This is a genomic window from Pluralibacter gergoviae ATCC 33028 = NBRC 105706 (assembly GCF_001598855.1).
GTDB lineage: Bacteria > Pseudomonadota > Gammaproteobacteria > Enterobacterales > Enterobacteriaceae > Pluralibacter > Pluralibacter gergoviae.
In genome coordinates this window covers 23530-49656 of sequence record NZ_BCZS01000025.1, presented here as the reverse complement: position 1 = coordinate 49656, position 26127 = coordinate 23530, and the positions used below count along the sequence as shown (strand labels likewise).

The window sequence follows — 26127 nt, the reverse complement described above, 5'->3', positions numbered from 1 at the left end:
TTAATGTTACGCTGCGTTTTTGTATACCATAAAAACCGGGCCGGCGGCGGTTAAGATCAAACCGCCGGGGCAGGGTTCCTGCTACCGTATCTGGCCTGGGCATTAAGGTTGCCGCCCGCTTTCACGCACGGCCTGCTATGATTTTGTTTATCAAACGGTTATCCACATTCACCCGCCCGCCGGGCGGAGGCAAACTACAGGTTTATCCATGACTCGCGAAAATCCGTCGCCGTTCAGCCAGCTTCCCGCCACCGACCGCCTGCTGCGCGATCCCGCCTTTTCTGCGCTGCTGGCGCAGTTTGGTCACGCCCAGCTCACCGATACCCTGCGCCAGCTGCAGGAGGCGGCCCGGGCGGAGATCCGCGCCAGCGGCGCGCTGCCCGCGTGGGCGGACGACTGGCCGCAGGCCGCGCGGGCGAGGCTGACGGCGCAGAGCGCGCTGCGGCCGGTGTTTAACCTCACCGGCACCGTGCTGCATACCAACCTCGGGCGCGCCGTGCAGGCCGAAGCGGCGGTGGAAGCGGTAAGCCAGGCGATGCGTTCGCCGGTAACCCTGGAGTACGATCTGGACGGCGCCGGGCGCGGCCACCGGGATCGGGCCATTGCCGACCTGCTGTGCCGGCTCACCGGGGCGGAGGACGCCTGCATCGTCAACAATAACGCCGCGGCGGTGCTGCTGATGCTGGCGGCTACCGCCGCCGGTAAAGAGGTGGTGGTCTCGCGCGGCGAACTGGTGGAGATCGGCGGTGCCTTCCGCATTCCGGACGTGATGCGCCAGGCGGGCTGTACCCTGCGTGAAGTGGGCACCACCAACCGTACCCATCCCCGCGACTACCGCGACGCGGTCAACGAGAACACCGCCCTGCTGATGAAGGTCCACACCAGCAACTACAGCGTGGAGGGCTTTACCAAAGCGGTGGACGAAGCGGAGCTTGCCGCCATTGGCCGCGAACTCGATGTGCCGGTGATTGCCGATCTCGGCAGCGGATCGCTGGTGGATTTAAGCCAGTACGGCCTGCCCCGCGAACCGATGCCGCAGGCGCTGATCGCCGCCGGCGTCAGCCTGGTGAGCTTCTCCGGCGATAAGCTGCTCGGCGGCCCGCAGGCGGGGATTATCGTCGGCCGCCGCGCGCTGATTGAGAAGCTGCAGAAGCACCCGCTCAAGCGCGCCCTGCGGGCGGATAAAATGACCCTTGCGGCGCTGGAGGCCACCCTGCGCCTCTACCTGCACCCTGAAAAACTGAGCCAGGCGCTGCCGACCCTGCGCCTGCTGACCCGCGCGCCGGACGCGATGCAAGATCAGGGCGAGCGCCTGCTGGCGGCGCTGGCGCCCGCCTTTCCCGACTTTACCGTCCGGCTGGAGCCGTGCCTGTCGCAGATCGGCAGCGGATCGCTGCCGGTGGACAGGCTGCCGTCGCTGGCCCTGACCTTTACCCCCGCCGACGGCCGCGGCAGCCGGCTGGCCGCGCTGGCGGAGCGCCTGCGCGGCGGCGAGGTGCCGGTGATTGGCCGCATCGGCGACGGCCGCCTGTGGCTCGACCTGCGCTGCCTTGACGATGAATCGCGCTTTCTGGAGATACTGCTGAAATGATTATTGCCACCGCCGGGCACGTTGACCACGGCAAAACCACCCTGCTGCAGGCCATAACCGGCGTCAACGCCGACCGCCTGCCGGAAGAGAAGGCGCGCGGGATGACCATCGACCTGGGCTACGCCTACTGGCCGCAGCCGGACGGTCGGGTGCCGGGCTTTATCGACGTCCCCGGCCACGAAAAGTTTCTCGCCAACATGCTGGCGGGCGTGGGCGGTATCGACCACGCCCTGCTGGTGGTCGCCTGCGATGACGGGGTGATGGCCCAGACCCGCGAGCATCTGGCGATCCTCCAACTGACCGGCAATCCGTCGCTGACGGTGGCGCTGACCAAGGCCGACCGCGTGGACGCCGGGCGCATTGATGAGGTACGCCGCCAGGTGCTCGACGCGCTGCGCGAGTACGGCTTCGGCGAGGCGGCGCTGTTTGAAACCGCCGCCAGCGAGATGCGCGGCATCGAGGCGCTGCGCGCGCACCTGCTGGCCCTGCCGGCGCGCCGCCACCCGGAGCAGCAGCGCTTCCGCCTGGCGCTGGACCGCGCCTTCAGCGTCAAGGGCGCCGGGCTGGTGGTGACCGGCACCGCGCTCTCCGGCGACGTGAAGGTGGGCGACACTCTCTGGCTGACCGGCGTCGACCGGCCGGTGCGGGTGCGCGGCCTGCACGCCCAGAACCAGCCGGTGGAGCGGGCCTGCGCCGGGCAGCGCATTGCGCTGAACATCACCGGCGACGTGGAGAAAGCCGACCTCAGCCGCGGCGACTGGCTGCTGTCGCAGCAGCCGCCCGAGGCCGCAGAGCGAGCGATCGTCGAGCTTGCCTGCCACGCGCCGCTGGGGCAGTGGCAGCCGCTGCATATTTACCACGCCGCGAGCCACATTACCGGCCGCGTGTCGCTACTGGAGGGCAACCTGGCGGAGCTGGTGCTGGATACGCCCTTGCGCCTGGCGGATAACGACCGGCTGGTGCTGCGCGATATCTCCGCCCGGGAAACTTTGGCGGGCGCGCGGGTCGTGGCGCTTAATCCGCCCCGGCGCGGCAAGCGCAAGCCGGAGTATCTGGCCTGGCTGGCGCGGCTGGCGGCGGCAGCTACCGACGCTGATGCGCTGGCGGTGCATCTGCAGCGCGACGCCGTAAGCCGGCGCGCCTTCGGCTGGGCGCGACAGCTGAGCGACGCCGGCCTGTCGGCGCTCATTCGTGAGCCGGAAACCCTCGTCGCCGGCGACAGCCTGCTCAGCGCTGAACTTGCCGCCCGCTGGCAGCAGAAACTGCTCAATGCGCTGGCAACCTATCACCAACAGCACCGCGACGAGCCGGGGCCGGGCCGTGAGCGTCTGCGCCGCATTGCCCTGCCGATGGAGGACGAAGGCCTGGTGCTGGCGCTTATTGAGCAGCTGCGGGCCAGCGGAAGCGTGGCCAGCCACCACGGCTGGCTGCACCTGCCGGAGCATAAGGCCGGATTCACCGACGAGCAGGCCGCCGCCTGGCAGAAGGCGCAGCCGCTGTTCGGCGATGAGGCGTGGTGGGTGCGCGATCTGGCGCGGGAAACCGCCACCGATGAGCAGCTGATGCGCGCCGCGCTGCGGCAGGCCGCGCAGCAGGGGGCGATCGCGGCGATCGTTAAAGATCGCTACTACCGCAACGAACGGATCGTGCAGTTCGCGCAGCTGATCCGCCGTCTCGACAGCGAGCGGGGATCGACCTGCGCGGCGGATTTCCGCGACAGCCTCGGCGTCGGCCGCAAGCTGGCGATCCAGATCCTCGAGTACTTTGACCGCATCGGTTTTACCCGCCGCCGGGGCAACGATCACCTGCTGCGCGACGCGCTGCTCTTTCCCGAGGCTGACTCGTTTAAGTAGTGATCCTGCTCGTAAATCCGATTCAATAGCTGGCGAACAATTCGCCAGCTGGATGTATCCTTACTAAGCACACACAAAAAGTAAGGAGATAATAATGACAATAAATTCGTCCACCTCTGGCGTCCAGCCCGGCGCATACGGATTTCCCCTCAAGCTAAAAACTCGCTATGACAACTTCATTGGCGGCGGCTGGGCGGCGCCCGCCAGCGGCGAATACTATAAAAACCTGACTCCGGTAACCGGCCAGCTGCTGTGCGAAGTGGCCTCTTCCGGTAAAAAAGATATCGACTTAGCTTTGGATGCGGCCCATAAGGTCAAAGATCAATGGGCGCATACCTCCGTTCAGCAGCGCGCAGCTATTCTGCTGAAAATCGCCGACCGCATGGAGCAGAATCTCGAACTACTGGCGGCGGCAGAGACCTGGGACAACGGCAAGCCCATTCGCGAAACCGTGAATGCCGACGTCCCGCTGGCGATTGACCACTTCCGCTACTTTGCCTCCTGCATCCGCGCCCAGGAGGGCGGCATCAGCGACATCGACAGCGATACCGTGGCCTACCACTTCCACGAGCCGCTGGGCGTGGTGGCGCAGATAATCCCCTGGAACTTCCCGCTGCTGATGGCGTGCTGGAAGCTGGCCCCGGCGCTGGCCGCGGGCAACTGCGTGGTGCTCAAGCCCGCGCGCCTGACGCCGCTGTCGGTGCTGCTGATGATGGAAATCATCGGCGATCTGCTGCCGCCGGGCGTAGTTAACGTGGTTAACGGCGCGGGCGGCGAGATTGGCGAATACCTTGCCACCTCGAAGCGGGTGGCGAAGGTCGCCTTTACCGGCTCCACCGAAGTGGGCCAGCAGATCATGGAATACGCCACGCAGAATATCATTCCGGTCACCCTTGAGCTGGGCGGCAAGTCGCCGAACATCTTCTTCCCCGACGTGATGGACCGCGACGACGACTATCTGGAGAAGGCGCTGGAGGGCTTTGCGCTGTTCGCCTTCAATCAGGGCGAAGTCTGCACCTGCCCGAGCCGGGCGCTGGTCCACGAGTCCATCTTTGAGCGCTTCATGGAGCGGGCGGTGCGCAAGGTGGCGGGCATCCGCAGCGGCAACCCGCTCGACGCCGCCACGCAGATGGGCGCTCAGGTCTCACAGGGCCAGCTGGAGACGATCCTTAACTACATCGACATTGGCAAGAAAGAGGGCGCTAAGGTGCTGACCGGCGGCGGACGCAGGGCGCTGGAAGGCGATCTGAAGGGCGGCTATTACCTTGAGCCGACCATCCTGTTCGGCAACAACAGTATGCGCGTATTCCAGGAGGAGATCTTCGGCCCGGTGCTGGCGGTGACCACCTTCAAAACCATGGAGGAGGCGCTGGCGATCGCCAACGACACCCAGTATGGCCTGGGCGCAGGCGTCTGGAGCCGCAACGGCAATATCGCCTATAAGATGGGGCGCGGCATTCAGGCCGGGCGCGTATGGACCAACTGCTATCACGCCTATCCGGCGCACGCCGCTTTCGGCGGCTACAAGCTGTCGGGCATCGGCCGTGAAACCCACAAGATGATGCTGGAGCACTACCAGCAGACCAAGTGCCTGCTGGTCAGCTACTCAGAAAAGCCGCAGGGCCTCTTCTGACGCACAGGCGGCCCGCGGGCCGCCTTTCTGATGTCTACCACTTATTACGATAAAAAGGACGTTACCATGCCGACTTCTACATTTTTTATTCCTTCCGTGAACGTTATCGGCGCCGATTGCCTGAAAGATGCCGTAAAAACCATGGCCGACTACGGCTTTCGCCGAACGCTGATTGTCACGGATGCGATGCTGGCCAAATTAGGGATGGCCGCCGATGTTCAAAAGGCGCTGCAGGCGCACGATATCTTCAGCGTTGTCTTTGACGGGACGCACCCGAATCCCACCACCGGCAACGTCAACGCCGGCCTCGAGCTGCTGAAAGAGCACGACTGCGACAGCGTTATTTCGCTGGGCGGCGGTTCTCCGCACGATTGCGCGAAAGGCATTGCGCTGCTGGCGGCTAACGGCGGCGATATTCGCGATTACGAGGGGCTGGACCGCTCCGCGAAGCCGCAGCTGCCGATGATCGCCATCAATACCACCGCGGGCACCGCGTCAGAGATGACCCGCTTCTGTATCATCACCGATGAGGCGCGGCACATTAAAATGGCGATCGTCGATAAGCACGTGACGCCGCTGATGTCGGTCAACGATGCTTCGCTGATGATGGGGATGCCAAAGTCGCTCACCGCCGCGACCGGGATGGACGCGCTAACCCATGCTATCGAAGCCTACGTTTCCATTGCCGCAACGCCGATCACCGACGCCTGCGCGCTGAAGGCGATGACTATGATTGCGCAGAACCTGCCCGTTGCCGTGGAAAATGGCAGCGATGCCGCAGCGCGTGAGGCGATGGCGTACGCCCAGTTCCTCGCCGGCATGGCCTTTAACAACGCCTCGCTGGGCTATGTGCATGCAATGGCGCACCAGCTCGGCGGCTTTTACGACCTGCCGCACGGCGTCTGCAACGCGGTGCTGCTGCCCCACGTTCAGGCGTTCAACAGCAGCGTTGCCGCAGGCCGCCTGCGCGACTGCGCGCAGGCGATGGGCGTGCAGGTGGACGGCATGAGCGACGACGAAGGGGCGAAAGCCTGCATTGCCGCGATCCGCACGCTGGCCCGGCGGGTCAATATTCCGGCGGGCCTGCGCGATCTTAACGTTAAAGAGGAGGACATTCCCGTTCTTGCCACTAACGCCCTGAAAGATGCCTGCGGGGCCACCAACCCGATTCAGGCGACCCACGAGCAGATTATGGCTATCTATCGCGCCGCCATGTAATCACCCGCGGGCGGGCGCTCAGTGTCCGCCCGCAGGTGCCGCGCCCGGCGGGCCGGACTTCACGAACGGCGGCCGGGTAAACCAGATAATCGCAATCAGCCCGAGAAACCCCCAGCCGAGCAGCCAGAAGTAGTCGATGGTCGACATCATGTAGGCCTGCTGCTCAATGGTTCTGTCGATGGCCGCGAAGTGCTGCTGGCTCGGCCCTCCCACCTTGTTGAGATAGTCCACCGCCGACGGATTGTAGAGGGAGACGCTCTCCGTCAGGTTGGCGTGATGGAAAATTTCCCGCCGCTGCCAGATCCAGGTGGTCAGCGATGAGGCGAAGGAGCCGCCCAGTACGCGGAAAAAGGTCGCCAGGCCGGAGCCCTCCGCCACTTCCGCACCGCTCAGGTTCGACAGCACGATAGTGGTCAGCGGCATAAAGAAGAACGCCACCCCGATCCCCATAAACAGCTGTACGCCCGCAATCGTACGGAAATCGACGTCGGTATTAAACTGCGCCCGCAGCAGGCAGGAGGCGGAGATGGTCATAAAGGAGATGGTGGCGAGAATACGCATATCCACCCGCGTGGCGTACTTGCCGACGATGGGCGTCAGCAGCAGCGGCAGGAAGCCCATCGGCGCAGCGGCGAGCCCGGCCCAGGTGGCGGTATAGCCCATCTGCGTCTGCAGCCACTGGGGCAGAATGATATTGATGGCGAAAAAGGCGGCGTAGCCGAGCATCAGCGCCAGAGTACCGATGGCGAAGTTACGGTGCTTAAACAGCCGCAGGTTGACGATCGGATGGCGCTCATCCAGCTCCCAGATAACGAAGGTTATCAGGCTGATGGCCGAGACAATCGACATCACAATAATCGGCGTGGAGGCGAACCAGTCCTCGTCGTTGCCCTTGTCCAGCACTACCTGCAGCAGCCCGACGCCCAGCACCAGCAGGGCGATACCCACATAGTCGATGGGCGAAGACTGTGTCGTCTCCTCCCGGTCGCGCAGCTGGCCCCAGACCACCAGCGCGGCGAAGATGCCGATGGGCACGTTGATGTAGAAAATCCACGGCCAGGAGTAGTTGTCGGTGATCCAGCCGCCGGTGATGGGCCCGACGATGGGGGCGACCACCGTCACCATCGACAGCAGCGCCAGCGCCATGCTGCGCTTCATCGGCGGGAAGATCACCAGCAGCAGCGTCTGACACATCGGGAACATCGGACCGGCGAAGAAGCCCTGCAGCGCGCGGAAGATAATCAGCTCGGTCATGCTGTGGGCGAAGCCGCAGAGGAACGAGGTGAGGGTGAAAAAGATCACCGAGCCGATAAACAGCCGCAGCTGGCCGAAGCGGCGGGTAAACCACCCGGTCAGCGGCAGGGCAATGGCGTTACACACCGCAAAGGAGGTAATGACCCAGGTGCCCTGGTCGGCGCTGACTCCCAGGTTGCCGGAGATGGTCGGCAGCGCGACGTTGGCGATGGTCGAGTCCAGCACCTGCATAAACGTCGCCAGCGACAGCGCCAGGGTGGCGAGGAACAGGCTGGGCGGCGTGTAGGCGGCCTTGTGCTCTGACATAGCGGCTCTCTTACGGCTTAGCCGGGGCTACGGCAAGGCTGTTTTCATGCAGGATCTTCGCCACCAGCGGGTCCGCGCCGGCCATCGCCGTAGCGTAGACGTCGGTGGTGAAGCGCGGCCTGTCGACGGTTTTTTGCGGCAGCAGATGACCGTCGGTATCGCGGATATCCACGCGGACGTCCATCGACAGGCCAATGCGCAGCGGATGCTTCTGCATATCGTGCGGATCGAGCGCGATGCGCACCGGCAGACGCTGAACGATTTTGATCCAGTTGCCGCTGGCGTTCTGCGCGGGCAGCAGGGAGAAGGCGCTGCCGGTGCCGATCCCCAGGCTCTGAATGCGCCCGTGATAGGTGACGTCATCGCCGTAGAGATCGGCGCTGAGGGTCACTTTCTGCCCCAGACGCATCGCCTGCATCTGACTCTCTTTAAAGTTGGCGTCAACCCACACCTGATTCAGCGGCACGATGGAGAGCAGGGTGGTGCCGGAGGTGACCCGCATCCCGAGCTGCACGGCGCGCTTAGCGACGTAGCCGCTCACCGGGGCCAGAATGGTGGTGCGGGCATTATCCAGATAGCGCTGGCGCAGGGCGGCGACGGCGGTCTTGATCTCCGGGTGGCTGTCGATAACCGTATCGTCCACCATTGCCTGATTGGTTTTCAGCGCCTGCTCGGCGGCGGCGAGGTCGCTCTGCGCCGAGGTAACGGCATCGCGGTAGTGGGCCAGATCTTCGGCTGAAATGGCGCCCGAGGCGAAAATTTTGCTGCGGCGGGCAAAGTCGCTCTCGGCCGTTTTCAGGGCAACGCGTTTGGCGGCGACCTGCGCGCGGTAGTTGTCGGCGGTGCTGTACAGGCCGCGCACCTGGCGGACGGTGCTGGCAAGGTCGGCCTCCGCCTGCTGAAGGGCGATCTGCGTGTCGTTCGGATCGAGCAGCACCAGCGGCTGCCCCTGGCGGACGAAGTCGCCGTCGTCAACCGCCACCTGGGTCACCGTACCGGTAATCTGCGGCGTCAGCGCCACCAGATTGCCGTTGACGTAAGCATCGTCGGTGCTCTCGTAATAGCGGCCGTAGAGCAGATACCAGGCCAGCGTACCTGCGGCAATCAGCAGCAGAACCAGCAGAAGGATCAGCAGGTTACGCTTCCTTCTACCCGGACGAACCGGGGACTGCGTCGTGTTATCGGTCATCAGAGAGTGCCTCGGCATATTCGAGATGGCGGGCGGTTAGCTCGTCCGGCAGCATTTTGAGCAGCAGCGCCATCAGGCTATCGACTTCATCCGGCGTCAGGCGCGCGGTCAGGTCGGTGATAATGGTGTCCAGCGCTTCCCGTTCAAAGGTCTGACAAATCCGTTTCGCTTTGTCGGTCAGGGCAAGCTGCACCTGCCGCTTGTCCTGCGGGTCCGGGCGGCGAAGGAGCAGGTCGCTATCAACCATCCTCGCGATCATCCTGCTCATCGCGCCGGTATCCATCAGCAGGTGCTTACAGATGACCGCCGGCGTGACAACGCCTTTATAGACATTAATCAGTACTTTAAACTGCGCCGCCGTGACCCCGGCATCGGCGAAATAGCGGCCAATCAGCTGGTCCTTGAACTGGTTGCTGAGGTGGAAAAGTAGCGCGAGGTTGAGGTGCAGATTTTGTGAGGGAAAATTGGTCATCATGATTGCTGCCTGGTCAGTAATTGAGGCGATAATTGCTGACCAGGCAGTGAAATGTCAATCGGCCCCGCGGGTGAGGACACGTTTTGCTAAATAACAGGGAGACATCCCCCGGAGGCGGAAATTTCGTTTTTCACTAAATTCTATTTTTTTGAAAAACATCCGCAAATTGTTTCTATTTTAATCAGTATTACCTTGGGCTAACATTTATCACATCAGGGCAACACAGCCCTTCTCGAATAAACCAGCTTAAGGAATACGACCATGAAAACCATCAAAACTTTTGTTGCAGTTGCCGCTTTTTCTCTGATGTCCTTCGGCGCCTTTGCTCAGAGCGTCAGCGCCACCGCCTCGACGCTGGATCGTGCGGAAGAGAAAATCGCCGCTCAGGCCGCGCAGCAGGGGGCGTCTTACAAAATCACCAGCGCGACCTATAAAAACCGCGTTCATATGACGGCTGAACTGACCAAATAAAAAAAGCTGGCCACCGAAAGGTGGCCAGCTTTTCGCTTTACCGCGCTGCGAGGATTACGCCTGGCAGCCGCTCTCCTGCCAGGCAACCTCAATTTCTTCGGCGAGAATCTTAACGCCCGCCTCAATCTTGTCCGGATCCGGCACGTAGTTCATGCGCATACACTGATGCGTGTGCGGCCACGGCTTGTCGAGGCCGGGGAAGAAAAAGTGGCCCGGCACCATCAGCACGCCGCGCTTCTTCAGCCGCTGATAAAGCACCTCGGTAGAAATCGGCAGATCCTTAAACCACAGCCAGAGGAAAATAGCGCCCTCGGGCTTGTGGATCAGGCAGCGATCTTCCGGCAGATAGCGGCGAATAGTCGCGATAGTCTCCTGCACGCGCTGGGCGTAAAACGGCCTGATCACCGTTTCCGACAGGCGCAGCAGGTCTTTACGCCGAATCATTTCGCACATCAGCGCCGGGCCCACGCCGCCGGGCGCAAGGCTGATAATACCGTTCATATTGCTGATGGCGCTGATTACCTGTTCGTTAGCGATGATGATGCCGCAGCGGCTGCCGGGCAGGCCGAGCTTGGAGAGGCTCATGCACAGCACGATATTGGGATTCCACAGCGGGCGCGCTTCGCTGAAGATAATGCCGGGGAAGGGCACGCCGTAGGCGTTATCGATAACCAGCGGAATGCCGTGCTGATTGGCGATGGCGTCAAGCTTCATCAGCTCATCGTCGGTGATCACGTTGCCGGTCGGGTTGGTCGGGCGCGACACGCAGATCATGCCGGTCTCTTCGGTAACCCGCAGGTGTTCAAAATCGACGTGATACTTAAACTGGCCGTCCGCCAGCAGCTCGATGTTGGGGCGCGCGGAGACAAACAGGTCCTCTTCGAGGCCGGCGTCGGCATAGCCGATATACTCCGGCGTCAGCGGGAACAGCACCTTGCGGGTCGTGCCGTCGGCCCGGCGACCGGCAAAGAGGTTAAATAAGTAGAAAAACGCGCTCTGACTGCCGTTTGTTAGCGCAATATTCTGTGGTCCGATATCCCATCCCAGCTCCTCCTGCAGCATCTGCGCCAGCAGGGTTAGCAGCTCTGATTTGCCCTGCGGGCCGTCATAATTGCACAGCGATTCAGCGAGTTTGCCGTTTTCCAGCATCTGCGCCAGCAGCTGATGAAAGTAGTCGTTCATCTGCGGGATCTGCGCCGGGTTTCCTCCGCCAAGCATGATAGCGCCAGGGGTTCTCAGTCCATCGTTAAGGTCTTCCATCAGGCGGGCTATGCCGGAGTGACGGGTAAATTTATCGCCGAAAAGTGAAAATGTCATATGCAGGTGCTCTGTCGGTCTTACGGGAAGTGGCTAACGATAACCCTTGCGCTGACGTGGTGCAAACGGGTGAGTTGCGATGAGTGTGGTGTTTTATGCTGATTGTTATTTATATAAAAGCAGATCACTCCGCAGGCGCGGAGTGATCCTGCGGTGAGGTGCTACGGTCTGCCGGCCCACACCACGATGACTTTGTCATCGCCACGCTGGCGCACAAAGCCGTAACCCTGGTCCAGCGCCAGCGGCATGTGGCTACCCGCGCCGATGGCCGGGTGGCGGGCGCGAAACTGGCCGAGGGTCCGCCAGTGGGCAACCAGCGATGCGCGCTTGCCGGCAACCTCCTGCCAGTTCATGTCAGAGCGGGTGCCCTGCAGCGGGTCGGAGCCCGTCGGGCCGAAAGGCCGCGCCGACTCATCGCCGTAGAAAATTTGCACCGCCCCCGGGGCGAGCAGCAGCAGTTCGGCGGCGCTGCTGCCGCCTTCGCGGAACAGGCGCGTATCGTGGGACGAGAGATAGCTCAGCACGTTGAAGCTCTGCAGCTTCTCCGCCATCTGCTGCCACACCGGTTCGATGTCGGCGAAGCAGTCCGCGGCTTTTGCCGCCTGCTGCTGGTAGTCGAAGTTGATCATCGCATCAAAGCCGTGGTGGTAGTAGCTGCTCTCCATGACGCCGTGGCCCCAGGCTTCGCCGGTCATCCAGAAAGGACCGTCATCGGGCGCTTTGCCGGGATTGGCCTTTTTCCACTCCGCCAGCGCCTGCGCGCTCTGCGTTTTGAGCTGCTGCCAGGCGGCGGGCTCAACGTGTTTCGCGGTATCGATGCGAAAGCCGTCGATGCCGTAGTCGCGCACCCACTGGCTGAGCCAGTGGGTCAGGTAGTCGCGCGGCGTATAGCCGGCGATGGCCCGGGCGGCGCTGCCGGGCTTGTGCTGATAGAACGTCGGCAGCCCCGATGCTTCTGTTGATTCCGTTTTCAGATCCGGCAGAAAGGCCAGCGACATGGTGAGATCGTCAAAGCCGGGGCTGTCGTAATCGCCGATGTCGGTGCGCACCCACTGCTTGCCCCACCACTTCGCCCACGCGGCGTTATCGCCGAAGTTGATGTAGTCATTGAAGCTGTGCCAGCTCTGCCCCGGCCCCGGCTGCCAGTCGGTCCAGCGCTCGCCGAGCGTCTTCTTCAGTTCATCCCCCTTCAGGTAGAGGGCGCCGAACTGATACTCCTGCATGTCCGCAAGCGTAGCGTAGCCCGCGTGGTTCATCACCACATCAAACAGGATGCGGATGCCGCGCCGGTGGGCTTCATCCACCAGCTTGCGCAGATCCGCTTCGCTGCCCATGTTGGCATCAAGGCGGGTCCAGTCCATCGGATAGTAGCCGTGGTAGGCGTAGTGGGGAAAATCACCTTTGCTGCCACCGCCGACCCAGCCGTGGATCTGCTCCAGGGGCGAGCTTATCCACAGGACGTTGACCCCCAGCTGCTGCAAATAGTCGAGTTTACCGGTGAGGCCCTGCAGATCGCCGCCGTGAAAAGTGCCTATCTCCTGCAGGCCATCCTTGCGGCGTCCGTAGCTGTGGTCATTGTCGGGATTGCCGTTCACGAAGCGGTCGGTCAGGACGAAGTAGACGGTGGCGTTGTGCCAGTTGAAGACCGCGGGCATGCGCGCGTCGGCGCTCTCCAGCAGCAGCAGGCCGTTGCTGCCGGCGGCAGGCCGGAAGGTCACTTTGCCCTGCCTCACCACCGCCGTCTGGCCGCTGTAGAAGTCCCGCACCTGGCTACCCTCGGCAAAGGTCGGGCTCACCGGGACGGTCAGCGTCTGTCCGCCGCCGCGCGGACACTGGCGGGCTGCTTCCTGCGCCGGCGCCGCGGCGGATTCAACGCTCAGCATCAGCGTGGGCGTGCCGGAGCGGGTATCCACCGTCAGCGTATAGCGACCGTCGCGGTAAATCCGCCAGGCGGGCGCGTCGCCCTCGCAGGGCGTCAGGGAGAGCATCTTATTCAGTTTAATCTCAGAAGCGGGCTGCCAGCACTGTTTGTCAAAATTGAGGGTCAGGGGGCGTGTACCCTTCGCCAGCATTTTCTGGCTGACAAACGTTCCGCTGTCGTCGGGGACGAAAGCGGGAAACTCAGCGGTAGTCCAGGCGGCGGTTGCCAGTCCGGGAAAGAGCAGTGAGGCCAGTGCAGCACGTTTCATTGCGTTCACCTGTTGTCCGTTTTTTGCTGATTTTGCCAGCGCCGGGCGATGGGCGGCTCCTCCCGACGGGCATTTACGGGGGAGGATGGTCAGGGAGGAGCATCTGGCCCATTGACCTGAAAAAAACGGCCGCAATAACGCGATAATTTTCAGGAGTATGAGGCAACCTGGAGCGAAACGGCGCAATTCTCTGGTGACAACGTTTAGGAATTGGACTATTAATTTGAATGCGTCAGACGGGTATTTTTGGTATGATTTGCGGCCATTTATAGCAAACTTTCATCAATACATGGTGTTGGAATGATTACATCCGCCCTGGAGACCTAATGATATCGACTCCCATTCGACGATATGGGGCCACGATACTCATGTTACTCACCTGCGCATTTTCAGGTGGGGTGCTGGCACAAAAGCACACAGCAACAGCGAGTCACAAAGCCCCGATAATAAAAGCAAAAAGCAGTAGCAAGGTTAGCAGTAAACAAGAGTATTCTCGCAATAGTGCAAAGAGCAGTTCACTTCCTGATTTGCGACAATACCCTTCCGGAACCCCAAGGAAAAGAGCGTTTCTCCGGACAGTGATGCCTTACATAACCAGTCAGAATGCTAAGATTTCAGCCGATCGTAACTGGCTGATCTCAAAGCAGTATGACGCCCGCTGGTCCCCTTCAGAGCGCACGCGCCTGAAAGAGATTACCCAGCGCTATAAAATCAGCTGGTCCGGCAACACTCGCCACGTGCCGTGGAACGCCCTGCTTGAGCGCGTGGATATCATCCCGGGCAGCATGGTCGCCACAATGGCCGCCGCGGAAAGCGGCTGGGGCACCTCGAAGCTGGCGCGGTCGAACAACAACCTGTTCGGCATGAAGTGCGGCAGCGGCAAGTGTCCGGCTTCCGGCGGCAAAGTGCGCGGCTACTCGCACTTTGATTCAGTGAAAGAGTCTGTCGAAGCGTACGTCACCAACATGAATACGCATCCGGCCTATAAGTCTTTCCGCAAGTCGCGCGCGCAGATGCGTAAAGCGGATCAGGAACTCACCGCTACGGCGATGATCCACAAGCTGAAAGGCTACTCAACGCGCGGTTCCAGCTACAACAACTTCCTGCTCAGCATGTACCAGGATAACCAGCGGCTGATTGCGGCACATATGTAATCCGCGGCTAACGAAAACGAAAAAGCGCCTCCCTGACGGAAGGCGCTTTTTTTATACCAGCGCTTCGCCAAACCGCTCGCGGTACTCCTTCGGCGTGCTTTCATACTCCTTCCTGAAGACTGAATAGAAGTACTGCAGCGACGGGTAGCCGCACATCTGTGAGATTTCGTTGATGGAGAGCGACGTCGAGACCAGCAGGCTGCGCGCCTTATCCAGCTTTTCGCTGTGGATCACGGCGTGGATGGTTTCGCCTACGTCCTCCTTGAAGCGCTTCTCCAGATTGGAGCGCGAGATGCCCACCGCGTCCAGCACCTGCTCGACCTTAATGCCTTTGCAGGCGTTGTTGCGGATGTAGTGCATCGCCTGGATCACCGCCGGGTCCTTGAGCGATCGGTAGTCGGTGGAGCGGCGCTCGATAACGCGCGCCGGCGGCACCAGCAGGCGCTGCAGGGGCAGCGGCTCATCGTCCATCAGACGGTGCAGCAGCTTTGCCGCCTGATAGCCCATCTGCCGCGTGCCCTGCGCCACCGAGGAGAGGGCCACTCGTGAGAGGTAGCGGGTCAGCTCTTCGTTATCAATGCCGATCACGCACAGCTTTTCCGGGACCGGGATCTGCAGCTGCTCGCAGACCTGCAGCACGTGGCGGGCGCGGGCGTCGGTGACGGCGATAATGCCGGTCTGCGGCGGCAAGGTCTGCAGCCAGTCCGCCAGCCGGTTCTGGGCGTGCTGCCAGTTTTCCGGCGCCGTCTCCAGACCCTGATAGACCACGCCGCGATACTTCTCTTTTGCCACCCGCTGACAGAAGGCGTACTCCCGCTCGACCGCCCAGCGCTTGCCGCTGGAGGCGGGCAGGCCGTAGAAGGCGAAGCGATGCACGCCTTTCTCCTTCAGGTGCAGGAACGCGCTCTCTACCAGCGCGGCATTATCGGTGGCGATGTAGTGAACGGGCGGGTAGTCCTCCGGGCGATGATAGGAGCCGCCGACGCCGACAATCGGCACCCTGACGCCCGCCAGCAGCGCCTCTATCTGCGGATCGTCGTAGTCGGCGATAACGCCATCGCCGAGCCATTCGCGAATATTGTCGATGCGGGTGCGAAAATCCTCCTCAATGAAAATGTCCCACCCGGACTGAGACGCCTGCAGGTACTCTCCTACGCCCTCCACGACCTGGCGGTCGTAGGCCTTATTGGCGTTAAACAGCAGCGTTACCCGATGGCGTTTCTCAAACATGGCTCGTTTCCCGTTATCGTGTCGTTGGCGGGCGCTCAGGCCCGGCGCTTGGTCGCGGAGTCCATCCACACTGCCAGCAGCAGGATGGCGCCCTTAACGATATACTGCCAGAAGGTCGCAACGTCCATCATGCTCATCCCATTATCCAGCGCAGACATAATAAATGCCCCCATCACCGCCCCGGCCACGCTGCCGACGCCGCCCGCAAGGCTGGTGCCGCCGATCACGCAGGCGGCGATGGCATCCAGTTCGGCAATGTTGCCGGCAGAGGGCGACCCGGCGCCCAGCCGCGCGCTGAGAATAAGCCCGGCGATAGCCACCATCAGGCCGTTGAGAGCAAATACCGCCAGCTTATTGCGCTCGACGTTGATCCCCGAGAGGCGGGCGGCCTCGAGGTTGCCGCCAATGGCGTAGATTCGGCGGCCAAAAGCGGTGCGCGTGGCCATAAACATCCCCGCCAGCAGCAGCAGGGCCAGCAGCAGCACCGGCGTCGGCACGCCGCGGTAGTCGTTAAGCATCCAGATAGCGCCCAGGGCAATGACCGCCGTCAGCGCCTGGCGGCTAACTGCGCCGGACGCGGGCGCATTGTCCAGCCCCAGCGCCCGGCGGCGCATCCGCCCGCGCCACTGCCAGGCAATAAAGGCCATCAATCCGACGACGCCGAGAATGAAGCCGATGCCGTCCGGCAGGTAGCTCTGGCCAATCTGCGACATCGCCGCGCTGGTGGGCGAGACGGTAGTGCCGTTGGTGATGCCTATCAGGATGCCGCGAAAGGCCAGCATCCCGGCCAGGGTGACGATAAATGACGGCACTTTGCGATAGGCGACCCACCAGCCGTTCCACGCCCCCAGCAGCAGGCCCAGCGCGAGGGTGACCACGATGGTCAGCGGCAGCGGCCAGCCCAGCCAGACGTCAAAAATCGCCGCCGCGCCGCCGAGCAGGCCCATCATCGAGCCGACGGAGAGATCGATTTCCGCCGAAATGATCACAAACACCATCCCCACCGCCAGAATGCCGGTGATGGCGGTCTGGCGCAGCAGATTGGAGACGTTGCGGGCGCTGAGGTAGGCGCCGTCCGTGGTCCAGGTAAAGAACAGCATGATGGCGACGATGGCCGCGATCATCACAAAAACCTGCAGATTAAGTTTCTTCAGCCCGGCGGGGGCGAGGGGCAGCTTCGCCGCGAGCGGCAGTTCAGACGGGGTATTTTTCGACACGATGTTCACTCCTCAGGGCTGCTTCCATCACCTGTTCCTGGGTCAGCCCCTCATTGATCAGGTCCGCTTTCAATTTGCCTTCGTGCATCACCAGTACCCGGTCGCTGAGGCCAAGCACTTCCGGCAGTTCAGAAGAGATGACGATGACCGCGATGCCCTGCTGCACCAGCTGATTGATAAGTTTGTAAATTTCATACTTAGCGCCGATATCGATGCCGCGCGTCGGCTCATCGAGGATCAGAATGCGCGGATTGAGCAGCAGGCAGCGGGCGAGGATCGCCTTCTGCTGATTGCCGCCGCTCAGGCGCCCGATGGCCAGCTCCGGCGAGGCGGTTTTTACCTTCAGGCGCTGGATGGCATCCAGAATGCAGCGCTGTTCCCCGGCATCGTCGAGGCTGCTGAGCGGGCCGGTAAACTGATCCAGCGCCGCGAGGGTGATGTTCTTTCCCACCGCCATCACCGGCACAATGCCGTCTTTCTTACGATCCTCCGGCACCATAGCAATGCCGTGGGCGATAGCCTGCTGGCAGCGGGCTATCTGCACCGGCTGGCCGTCGATAAAGATGTTACCTTCGCGACGTCCCGGCCAGACGCCGAACAGGCACTGAACGGCTTCGGTGCGCCCGGCGCCCACCAGTCCGGCAATGCCGAGGATCTCCCCCCGGCGCAGCGAAAATGAGAGGTTATCGACGCGCTTGATGTGGCGGTTAACCGGGTGCCAGGCGGTGAGGTTTTCCACCCGCAGGATCTCATCGCCAATCTCATGCGGTTCGCTGGGGTAGAGGGAGGTCAGCTCGCGGCCCACCATCATGGTGATGATGTCGTCCTCGCTCATGCCGGCGGCGTCGCGGGTGCCGATATGCTGGCCGTCGCGGATCACGCAAACCTTGTCGGAGATGGCCTTCACCTCGTTGAGCTTGTGGGAGATGTAGATACAGGCGATATCGTGCTGCTGCAGATCGCGGATGATACCCAGCAGCACCCCGGTCTCCTGTTCGGTGAGCGAGGCGGTAGGTTCATCAAGAATAAGCAGGCGCACCTGCTTGTTGAGCGCCTTGGCGATCTCCACCAGCTGCTGCTGGCCGAGGCCTAAATCGCCGACGCGGGTATCCGGCGATATGTGCAGGCTGACCTGCGCCAGCAGCGTGCGGCAGCGCAGGGTCATCCGGTCGTAGTCGAGTACGCCTGCGCGGGTGATTTCAGCGCCGAGGAAAATATTTTCCAGTACCGTCAGATGTTTGACCAGCGCCAGCTCCTGGTGAATGATCGCTATCCCGCGCCGCTCGGTGTCGCGAATGTGCCCGGCCCGCAGCGGCTCGCCGGCGAAGCGGATCTCGCCCTCATAGCTGCCGTGGGGATAGATCCCGCACAGCACCTTCATCAGCGTCGATTTTCCCGAGCCGTTTTCGCCGCACAGCGAAAGCACTTCGCCCGCGCGCATGCGCAGGCTGACGTTATCCACCGCCTTCACCGCGCCGAACGCTTTCGTGATGCTCTTCATTTCAAGTAAATAAGACATAGCGTTGCTACCTTACGGGCCTGGCCCCTCGCAGGAGGGGCGCGGAATCAGAGGTCGCTCTTCTTGTGAAAGCCGTCTTTAATCACGGTGGCGTCAATATTGTCCTTATTGACTTCAATGGGCGACAGCAGGCGCGCCGGGACCTCTTTCAGACCGTTATTCAGAGTGGCGTCAGATTTGGGCTGCTGGCCGTTGCCCAGCTCAACGGCTATTTCGGCTGCCGTATTGGCAAGCCGGGTAATCGGTTTATACACGGTCATCGTTTGCGTGCCGGCAATAATGCGCTTGATACCCGCTAAATCCGCATCCTGTCCGGAGATAGCCACCTTGCCCGCCAGGCCCTGAGCCTGCAGCGCCTGAATGGCGCCGCCCGCCGTGGCGTCGTTAGAAGCGACGACGGCATCAATCTTGTTTTTATTGGCGGTAAGCGCATTTTCCATGATTTTCAGCGCATTTTCCGGCAGCCAGCCGTCGACCCACTGGTCGCCGACGACCTTAATTTTTCCGCTGTCGATCAGCGGCTTGAGCACTTTCATCTGTCCGGCGCGGAACAGCTTGGCGTTGTTATCCACCGGCGAGCCGCCCATCAGAAAGTAATTCCCCTCCGGCACCTTATTCACCAGGCTTTGCGCCTGCATCTCGCCCACTTTTTCGTTATCGAAAGAGATATAAAAATCGATATCGGCATTATTAATCATGCGGTCATAGGCCAGCACTTTAATACCTTCCTGCTTTGCTTCTTTAATGACGTTGCTCAGTACCTGGCCGTTGTAAGGAATAATCACCAGGACATCGACGCCGCGGTTGATCATATTTTCGATCTGCGACATCTGCGTCTCTTCATTACCGTTGGCAGATTGCACAAATACTTTTGCACCCAGCGACTCGGCTTTTTTAACAAATATATCGCGGTCCTTTTGCCAGCGCTCCAGGCGCAGGTCGTCAATCGCCATGCCGATTTTTACCTCTTTGGCGCTGCTTGCCATGCTGGTCAGCAGCAGAGAGGCGCAGAGGGTGAGGCAGAGAGTTTTTATCTTCATCGTGGTTGGCCTTTTATTAGCGTTATTACGGCGAAAAGGGTGATGTGTGACGGTATGCAGCAAAACTTTTAGCACGAAGGATTTTTCTGACAATTACAGATTTTTATCTTGCGATTACGATATTTGGTTTATTTGTCAATTTATGACCGCGATCGGATTCTTCCTCAGGTGGCCAGCGGGGATATTTGCGACCAGGCGCACGTTTGTGGATTCTCTTAATACGGGTGTGAAATAACGTAATTGAGCGAGGAAAAAACTGCACTCACTATGATTCCACTACCGCTATTGACCATCATCCAGATTCAGATTGAGGGAGTTTCCTATGCAAGCCTATTTTGACCAGCTTGATCGCGTGCGCTATGAAGGCCCGAAGAGCCAGAACCCGCTGGCGTTTCGCCACTACAACCCGGATGAGCGGGTGCTCGGCAAGCGCATGGAAGAGCATCTGCGCTTCGCGGCCTGCTACTGGCACACCTTCTGCTGGAACGGCGCCGACATGTTCGGCGTCGGCGCCTTTGACCGCCCGTGGCAGCAGCCGGGCGACGCGCTGGCGCTGGCGAAGCGCAAGGCGGACGTCGCCTTTGAGTTTTTCCACAAGCTGAACGTCCCCTATTACTGCTTTCACGATGTCGACGTCTCGCCGGAAGGCGCCTCGCTGAAAGAGTACCGCAACAATTTCGCCCGCATGGCTGAGGTTCTGGAAGAGAAGCAGCAGCAGAGCGGCGTTAAGCTGCTGTGGGGAACCGCCAACTGCTTTACCCATCCGCGCTACGGCGCAGGCGCGGCCACCAGCCCGGACCCGGAAGTGTTCAGTTGGGCGGCGACGCAGGTGGTCACGGCGATGGAGGCCACGCACCGGCTCGGCGGCGAAAACTACGTCCTGTGGGGCGGACGCGAAGGCTACGAAACCCTGCTCAATACCGACCTGCGCCAGGAGCGCGAGCAGATCGGCCGCTTTATGCAGATGGTGGTTGAGCACAAGCATAAAATTGGCTTTCGCGGCACTCTGCTGATTGAGCCGAAGCCGCAGGAGCCGACCAAGCACCAGTACGACTACGATGCCGCCACCGTATACGGTTTTCTCAGGCAGTTCGGCCTGGAGAAAGAGATTAAGCTCAATATCGAAGCCAACCACGCCACGCTCGCCGGGCACTCCTTCCACCACGAGATAGCCACCGCCATTGCCCTGGGCCTGTTTGGCTCGGTGGATGCCAACCGCGGCGACGCCCAGCTGGGCTGGGATACCGATCAGTTCCCGAACAGCGTCGAAGAGAACGCCCTGGTGATGTATGAGATTATTAAAGCCGGCGGCTTCACCACCGGCGGCCTCAACTTTGACGCGAAGGTCCGCCGCCAGAGCACCGATAAGTACGATCTGTTCTACGGCCATATCGGCGCGATGGATACGATGGCGCTGGCGCTGAAGGTGGCGGCGCGGATGATTGAAGACGGCGAGCTCGATAAGCGCGTCGCCCAACGCTACGCGGGCTGGAACGGCGAGCTGGGCCAGCAGATCCTTAAAGGACAGATGTCGCTGGCCGACGTGGCGAAGTATGCTGAACAGCATAACCTGGCGCCGCAGCACCGCAGCGGACATCAGGAGCAGCTGGAGAATCTGGTCAATCACTACCTGTTTGACCGCTAACTCCCCGCAGCTGATGCCCGAGGCCCGGTACGCGTCGCGCTGCCGGGCATTTTTATAAGGAGCGAGAGATGTATATCGGAATCGATCTTGGTACCTCCGGCGTAAAGGCTATCCTGCTCAGCGAGCGGGGCGAGGTGCTGGCGACGCAGACGGAGGCGCTGAGCGTTTCCCGCCCGCACCCGCTGTGGTCAGAGCAGGAGCCGGAACAGTGGTGGCAGGCGACGGACCGCGCGGTGCGCGGCCTGGGTCAGCAGCATACCCTGCAGGGCGTTAAGGCGCTCGGCATCGCCGGACAGATGCACGGCGCCACGCTGCTCGATAAGCAGCAGCGGGTGCTGCGCCCGGCGATTTTGTGGAACGACGGGCGCTGCGGGGAGGAGTGCCGACTGCTGGAAGCGGCGGTGCCCGACGCCCGGGAGATAACCGGCAATCTGATGATGCCGGGCTTCACCGCCCCAAAGCTGCTGTGGGTGCAGCGGCACGAGCCGGATATTTTCCGCCAGATTGACAAGGTACTGCTGCCGAAGGACTACCTGCGCCTGCGGATGACCGGCGAGTTTGCCAGCGATATGTCTGATGCGGCGGGAACCATGTGGATGAACGTGGCGAAGCGCGCCTGGAGCGATGCGATGCTGCAGGCCTGCGGCCTGAGCCGCGATAACATGCCGGCGCTGTATGAAGGCTGTGACGTCACCGGCGCGCTGCGCCCGGAGATTGCCCGCGCCTGGCAGATGCCGGCGGTACCGGTAGTGGCCGGCGGCGGCGATAATGCGGCGGGAGCAGTCGGCGTTGGGATGGCTGAGCCGGGGCAGGCGATGCTGTCGCTCGGCACCTCCGGGGTCTATTTCGCCGTCAGCGACGGCTTCCTCAGCCGACCGGAAAGCGCGGTGCACAGCTTCTGTCACGCCCTGCCGGACCGGTGGCACCTGATGTCGGTGATGCTCAGTGCGGCGTCCTGCCTGGACTGGGCGGCCAGGCTCACCGGCCAGCCTGACGTGACGGCCCTGATTGCGGCGGCGCAGAGGGCCGCCGGGGATGCGCCTCCGGTGTGGTTCCTGCCCTATCTTTCCGGAGAACGCACGCCGCACAACAATCCGGATGCTAAAGGCGTCTTTTTTGGCCTGGCGCACCAGCACGGTCCTGCCGAGCTGGCGCTGGCGGTGCTGGAGGGCGTGGGCTTTGCGCTGGCCGACGGTATGGACGCGGTGCACGCCTGCGGCGTGACGCCGCAGAGCATCACGCTTATCGGCGGCGGCGCCCGCAGTCCGTTCTGGCGGCAGATGCTGGCCGATATCAGCGGTCAGACGCTCGAGTATCGTACCGGCGGCGACGTCGGCCCGGCCCTGGGCGCGGCGCGGCTGGCGCAGATAGCCATTGAGCGGGAAAAGCCGCTGGCGACGCTGCTGCCGCAGCTGGCGCTGGAGCAGACTCATCGCCCTGATGCGGCCCGCACCGCCGCCTGCGCGCCGCGGCGGGAAATCTTCCGCGAGCTGTATAACAGGCTTAAACCTTTAATGGCCTGAAACGCTACGCTTCCCGCGCCGGGTATCGCTATGTCCTTAATAGCGACCCCCGGCCGTTATCGTCGATCCCGGGGCGCATCCCTTATTTTTTCTCCCTGTCACCGTTCCATCATCGCACGCGCCGCTATTTTCGGCGGCGGTCATCGTCGCAGGTAGTAGTCCAGTTTCGAACATATTGCCTGATACTCCCTTGTGAGAAAGCAGGACTGTATGCTATTTATTCTGCTGCTCCAGGCGCTAACGGATAGCCGCATTGCGCAGCACGCCGCTTATTGTATTTTCCAGTGCCAGTCAGGCGCATAATATTCCTGGTGAAACTCTGCTTATCTTTCATATGCGTGACTGAGAATTATCTTTTTGTTTAAAAGGGATTTTATCGGAGGGAAACCGTGACTATGTTCATTATTGCTCTTATGCTTTTATGCATCTCGGTATGGAATTTCTTATCCTATCTGCAGGATATCAGGAAAAGAAAGGCGCTTTTTATGGTTAACGTCAGAGGCAACAGGAAACATCCTTTCTCTGGTTTTTAATAGTGCATCCTTTGTCAATGAAATATTTTGATTAGTGTTTTTTGGGACTTTTGCTGGTCGGTGAAAAATTAAGATATCCCGTTAGTAATGCATTAACCCCGGATGACTTTGCTGGCGTGATATTTTAATTATGCGCTATTTAAGTAGTGAATATATTTCTGAGCGGTATTTTACCCGTTATTTATTATTTCCACGAACGGGATATCCCTGCATGTCCGCTGCTGCCTGATGATTGTCCTTTTTTGGCCTTACCGGCGTCTCCTCGCGCTGTCAGACTGGTAATACACTGATGCTAAAGGAGACTGACCATGACCCGCACCGCCCTGATTAACATCGATACCCAGCAGTCGTTTGAGCACCGCGACTACTGGCAGCTTAATGATTTTTCAGCTTTTAAATCGGCCATGTTAGCGCTGATTAGCGGCTGCCAGCAGCGCGGCGTGCCGGTAATCGATATTTTTCACGAGGACGGGGAGGGGCCTTTCTCGCAGGAGAGCGGCTACGTGAAGCCGATGTCCTTTCTGCGCCACCGCCCCGATGCCGTCTTCGTTAAGCACGTCCACAACGCCTTTACCGATACCGGCCTCGACTACTGGCTGCGCGGCCGGGATATTCATCATCTGATCATCAGCGGGATGCGCACCGAGCAGTGCTGCGAAACTACCGCCAGGGTCGCTTCCGATCTCGGCTATCGCGTTACTTTCGTTACCGAGGCGACTCTGACCTTTCCGATGACCCACAAAGGGATTACGCTGGACGTTGAAACCCTGCGCCACCGCACCGAGACCGTGCTGGCCGGGCGTTTCGCCACTGTAAAAACCGTAGCGGAGACGCTGGAAACCCTATGACTATCGATGTCTGGTTCGTGATGCTGCCCGGCGTGCTATCGCTCGATATGAGCGGCCCGGCGGAAACCTTTGTGCTGGCGGGCGATGCCTTTCGTCTGCACTACATCGGACCGGACCCGGAGGTCCCGACCTCCATCGGCATGACGATGGGCGGCATCCGCCCGCTTCCCGACGCGCTACCCGACGGTAGCCTGCTGGTGCTGCCCGGCGTCAGTGATTCCGGGCGCTACTTCGCAACGCCGCAGGCGGAGGCGGTGCGCCGCTGGCTTACCCGCCTGCAGCCGCAGCTCCATGCCGGCAGGCTTACCCTGATGTGCGTCTGCTCCGGATCGCTGCTGGCGGCGAAGGCCGGGCTGCTGCACGGCGTAAAGTGCACCACTCATCACCACGTCATCGCGCGGCTGAAGGCCGCCGCGCCGGGGGCAATCGTCAAAGAGAACCGGATTTTCGTGGAGGATCGCGGCATCTGGACCAGCGCGGGCATTACCTCGGGCATCGACCTCGCCCTGCATCTGATCGGCCGCCTGCAGGGGACCGCCTGCGCAATCGCCGTCGCCCGGGAGATGGTGGTGTGGTTTCGCCGCTCCGGCGATGACCCGCAGCTTTCACCGTGGCTGCGCTACCGCAACCATCTGCACCCGGCGATTCACCGCGCCCAGGACGCGCTGACCGCCGCTCCGCAGCGGGCGTGGTCCCTGGCGGAGATCGCCGCCTGCGCCCACGTCACGTCGCGGCATTTGACGCGACTGTTCAGACAGCATCTGGGGATTAGCGTCCGGGACTATCTGGAGCAGCTGCGCCTGGCGCTGGCCGAGCAGCGGCTGCTGATGGGGAGCGGCATGGAGGAGGCGGCGCTCGGCGCCGGATTCAGCTCGGCCCGGCAGCTGCACCGGGCCAGGCGCCGCGCCCTAGCTGACCAGCCGCCGCCGGTCGAGGCGCTGCACCAGCATTGACAGCAGCAGGCTGGCCGCCAGCGTCGCGCAGAAGATCCACGCGATATCCGCCAGCGGCCAGCGCTGCAGAGTAAGATCGCCGCTGCGCAGGGCGTGAATAATCAGCGCGTGAAAACCGTAGATGCCCAGCGAGTGCCGCGAAATGGTGCTCAGCAGCGGCAGCTCGCGGCCGTTGAGGGTATTTTTCACCAGCGTCAGCAGCGCGGCCGCGCAGATAAACACCAGCGGCCCGGCGTACAGATACCAGGTATCGCCAAAGTTGCCGCGCCATTTCAGCTCGTGCAGCGTACCGCGAGAAATGCCCCACGCCGCGCCGATAAACAGCCCCGCGCAGAGCAGCGTCAGCCACTTTTTGTCGGTGTTCATGGTGCCGATGGCGCGCCCGAGCAGGCCGTACAGCACGTAGTAGAAGGTATCGCCGTCAATATAGAGATTGACCGGCAGCAGCGTCGCGCCGCCGACGCTGAGCGGTACGGTGTTCGGATTGGCAATAATCCCCAGCACCGCCATCAGCGCCAGCAGCATCCAGCCGCTGACCTGCTTCACCTGAATCAGCGGCGACAGCAGGTAGATGACGAAAATCGCGAAGAAGAACCACAGGTGGTAGAACACCGGCCTGTGCAGCAGATTTTTCAGCGACGCGGCGGGGCTGATATCGGTACAGAGGGTGATATAGGCCAGGGCCATCGCGCTGTAGAACAGCAGGCACAGCGCGATGCGCAGAAAGTGGCGGGGCCGGGCGCTGCGCTCGCCGAAAAACAGGTAGCCGGAGATCATAAAGAACAGCGGCACGCTGACCCGTGAGGCGGAGTTCAGCACGTTGGCGACATCCCAGTTCCACAGGCTGATGCTGTGGGGATGGGTAATGTACCAGGTGGTGGTATGAATCATCACCACCATCAGGCAGGCGATGCCCCGCAGATTAGTGATCCAGTTAATCTTTCCCGACATCGGTTCCTCAGCAGGGGA

The 26127-nt window shown here is 61.5% G+C and carries 21 protein-coding genes; 11 read left to right on the top strand and 10 right to left on the bottom strand.

What is annotated here, in order from left to right; all coding sequences use genetic code 11:
- The first annotated feature begins 208 nt into the window (after positions 1-208).
- The 4 genes from selA to yiaY all read left to right on the top strand — a co-directional run bounded on the left by selA (position 209) and on the right by yiaY (position 6295).
- Complete coding sequence (gene selA / locus ENGE1_RS20205; protein WP_043081063.1) at positions 209-1591, top strand: L-seryl-tRNA(Sec) selenium transferase; 1383 nt, start codon at positions 209-211, stop codon at positions 1589-1591.
- Complete coding sequence (gene selB, locus ENGE1_RS20200) at positions 1588-3444, top strand: selenocysteine-specific translation elongation factor (protein ID WP_048254963.1); 1857 nt, start codon at positions 1588-1590, stop codon at positions 3442-3444. The genes selA and selB overlap by 4 nt, the downstream gene beginning before the upstream one ends.
- 94 nt (positions 3445-3538) lie before the next feature.
- Positions 3539-5077: an acetaldehyde dehydrogenase ExaC gene (exaC, locus tag ENGE1_RS20195; protein WP_048254961.1), complete on the top strand. Its 1539-nt coding sequence runs from the start codon at positions 3539-3541 to the stop codon at positions 5075-5077.
- 66 nt (positions 5078-5143) lie between these two features.
- Positions 5144-6295, top strand: a complete 1152-nt coding sequence (yiaY, locus tag ENGE1_RS20190; protein WP_043086311.1) for an L-threonine dehydrogenase — start codon at positions 5144-5146, stop codon at positions 6293-6295.
- An 18-nt stretch (positions 6296-6313) separates the two neighbouring features.
- Here yiaY and ENGE1_RS20185 read toward each other — a convergent pair whose 3' ends face one another.
- Genes ENGE1_RS20185 through ENGE1_RS20175 form a run of 3 tightly spaced genes read right to left on the bottom strand, consistent with a single transcriptional unit; the run spans position 6314 to position 9519 of the window.
- Entirely contained in the window at positions 6314-7855 is a 1542-nt protein-coding gene (locus tag ENGE1_RS20185) for a DHA2 family efflux MFS transporter permease subunit (protein WP_045289958.1), read from the bottom strand.
- A gap of 10 nt (positions 7856-7865) precedes the next feature.
- Positions 7866-9044: an efflux RND transporter periplasmic adaptor subunit gene (locus ENGE1_RS20180; protein ID WP_043081058.1), complete on the bottom strand. Its 1179-nt coding sequence runs from the start codon at positions 9042-9044 to the stop codon at positions 7866-7868.
- Positions 9034-9519, bottom strand: coding sequence for a MarR family transcriptional regulator (locus ENGE1_RS20175; protein ID WP_371320907.1), 486 nt, complete (start codon positions 9517-9519; stop codon positions 9034-9036). Before ENGE1_RS20175 ends, ENGE1_RS20180 begins: the two co-directional genes overlap by 11 nt.
- 261 nt (positions 9520-9780) lie before the next feature.
- Between ENGE1_RS20175 and ENGE1_RS20170 the strand changes: the two genes are divergently transcribed.
- Positions 9781-9990: a YdgH/BhsA/McbA-like domain containing protein gene (locus ENGE1_RS20170; RefSeq protein ID WP_045289961.1), complete on the top strand. Its 210-nt coding sequence runs from the start codon at positions 9781-9783 to the stop codon at positions 9988-9990.
- Positions 9991-10044: 54 nt separating this feature from the next.
- On the opposite strand, the gene avtA is transcribed toward ENGE1_RS20170, so the two are convergent.
- Both avtA and ENGE1_RS20160 read right to left on the bottom strand, forming a co-directional pair.
- Complete coding sequence (avtA, locus tag ENGE1_RS20165; RefSeq protein WP_043081047.1) at positions 10045-11307, bottom strand: valine--pyruvate transaminase; 1263 nt, start codon at positions 11305-11307, stop codon at positions 10045-10047.
- 161 nt (positions 11308-11468) lie between these two features.
- A complete protein-coding gene (locus ENGE1_RS20160; protein ID WP_048254959.1) occupies positions 11469-13496 on the bottom strand; it encodes an alpha-amylase in 2028 nt (675 codons plus the stop codon).
- A gap of 326 nt (positions 13497-13822) precedes the next feature.
- Between ENGE1_RS20160 and ENGE1_RS20155 the strand changes: the two genes are divergently transcribed.
- Complete coding sequence (locus ENGE1_RS20155; protein WP_064360677.1) at positions 13823-14650, top strand: protein bax; 828 nt, start codon at positions 13823-13825, stop codon at positions 14648-14650.
- A 51-nt stretch (positions 14651-14701) separates the two neighbouring features.
- Here ENGE1_RS20155 and xylR read toward each other — a convergent pair whose 3' ends face one another.
- The 4 genes from xylR to xylF are packed head-to-tail and all read right to left on the bottom strand — an operon-like array spanning position 14702 to position 19656.
- Complete coding sequence (gene xylR, locus ENGE1_RS20150) at positions 14702-15880, bottom strand: D-xylose utilization transcriptional activator XylR (RefSeq protein ID WP_048254958.1); 1179 nt, start codon at positions 15878-15880, stop codon at positions 14702-14704.
- Between the two features lie 35 nt (positions 15881-15915).
- On the bottom strand, positions 15916-17097 hold the full coding sequence (xylH, locus tag ENGE1_RS20145) for a xylose ABC transporter permease XylH (protein WP_045290009.1): 1182 nt from the start codon (positions 17095-17097) through the stop codon (positions 15916-15918).
- On the bottom strand, positions 17075-18616 hold the full coding sequence (locus ENGE1_RS20140; RefSeq protein WP_064360676.1) for a xylose ABC transporter ATP-binding protein: 1542 nt from the start codon (positions 18614-18616) through the stop codon (positions 17075-17077). The genes xylH and ENGE1_RS20140 overlap by 23 nt, the downstream gene beginning before the upstream one ends.
- Before the next feature lie 47 nt (positions 18617-18663).
- Positions 18664-19656, bottom strand: a complete 993-nt coding sequence (xylF, locus tag ENGE1_RS20135; protein WP_048254956.1) for a D-xylose ABC transporter substrate-binding protein — start codon at positions 19654-19656, stop codon at positions 18664-18666.
- A 322-nt stretch (positions 19657-19978) separates the two neighbouring features.
- Here xylF and xylA point away from each other — a divergent pair, with 322 nt between their 5' ends.
- The 5 genes from xylA (at position 19979) to ENGE1_RS20115 (ending at position 25158) form a co-directional block, all read left to right on the top strand.
- Entirely contained in the window at positions 19979-21301 is a 1323-nt protein-coding gene (xylA, locus tag ENGE1_RS20130; protein ID WP_048254954.1) for a xylose isomerase, read from the top strand.
- A 68-nt stretch (positions 21302-21369) separates the two neighbouring features.
- Entirely contained in the window at positions 21370-22824 is a 1455-nt protein-coding gene (xylB, locus tag ENGE1_RS20125) for a xylulokinase (RefSeq protein WP_048254952.1), read from the top strand.
- A gap of 395 nt (positions 22825-23219) precedes the next feature.
- Positions 23220-23357 carry a small membrane protein gene (locus ENGE1_RS29510; RefSeq protein ID WP_139625857.1) on the top strand — a complete coding sequence of 46 codons (138 nt, stop codon included), beginning with the start codon at positions 23220-23222 and terminating at the stop codon, positions 23355-23357.
- A gap of 308 nt (positions 23358-23665) precedes the next feature.
- A complete protein-coding gene (locus tag ENGE1_RS20120; RefSeq protein WP_043081038.1) occupies positions 23666-24205 on the top strand; it encodes an isochorismatase family protein in 540 nt (179 codons plus the stop codon).
- Complete coding sequence (locus ENGE1_RS20115; protein WP_048273381.1) at positions 24202-25158, top strand: GlxA family transcriptional regulator; 957 nt, start codon at positions 24202-24204, stop codon at positions 25156-25158. The genes ENGE1_RS20120 and ENGE1_RS20115 overlap by 4 nt, the downstream gene beginning before the upstream one ends.
- Here the strand turns inward: ENGE1_RS20115 and ENGE1_RS20110 are convergent.
- The gene (locus tag ENGE1_RS20110; RefSeq protein ID WP_048273380.1) at positions 25114-26109 is read right to left on the bottom strand and encodes an acyltransferase; all 996 of its coding nucleotides are present in this window, start codon (positions 26107-26109) and stop codon (positions 25114-25116) included. The two genes, ENGE1_RS20115 and ENGE1_RS20110, sit on opposite strands and share 45 nt — an antisense overlap.
- Positions 26110-26127 lie beyond the last annotated feature (18 nt).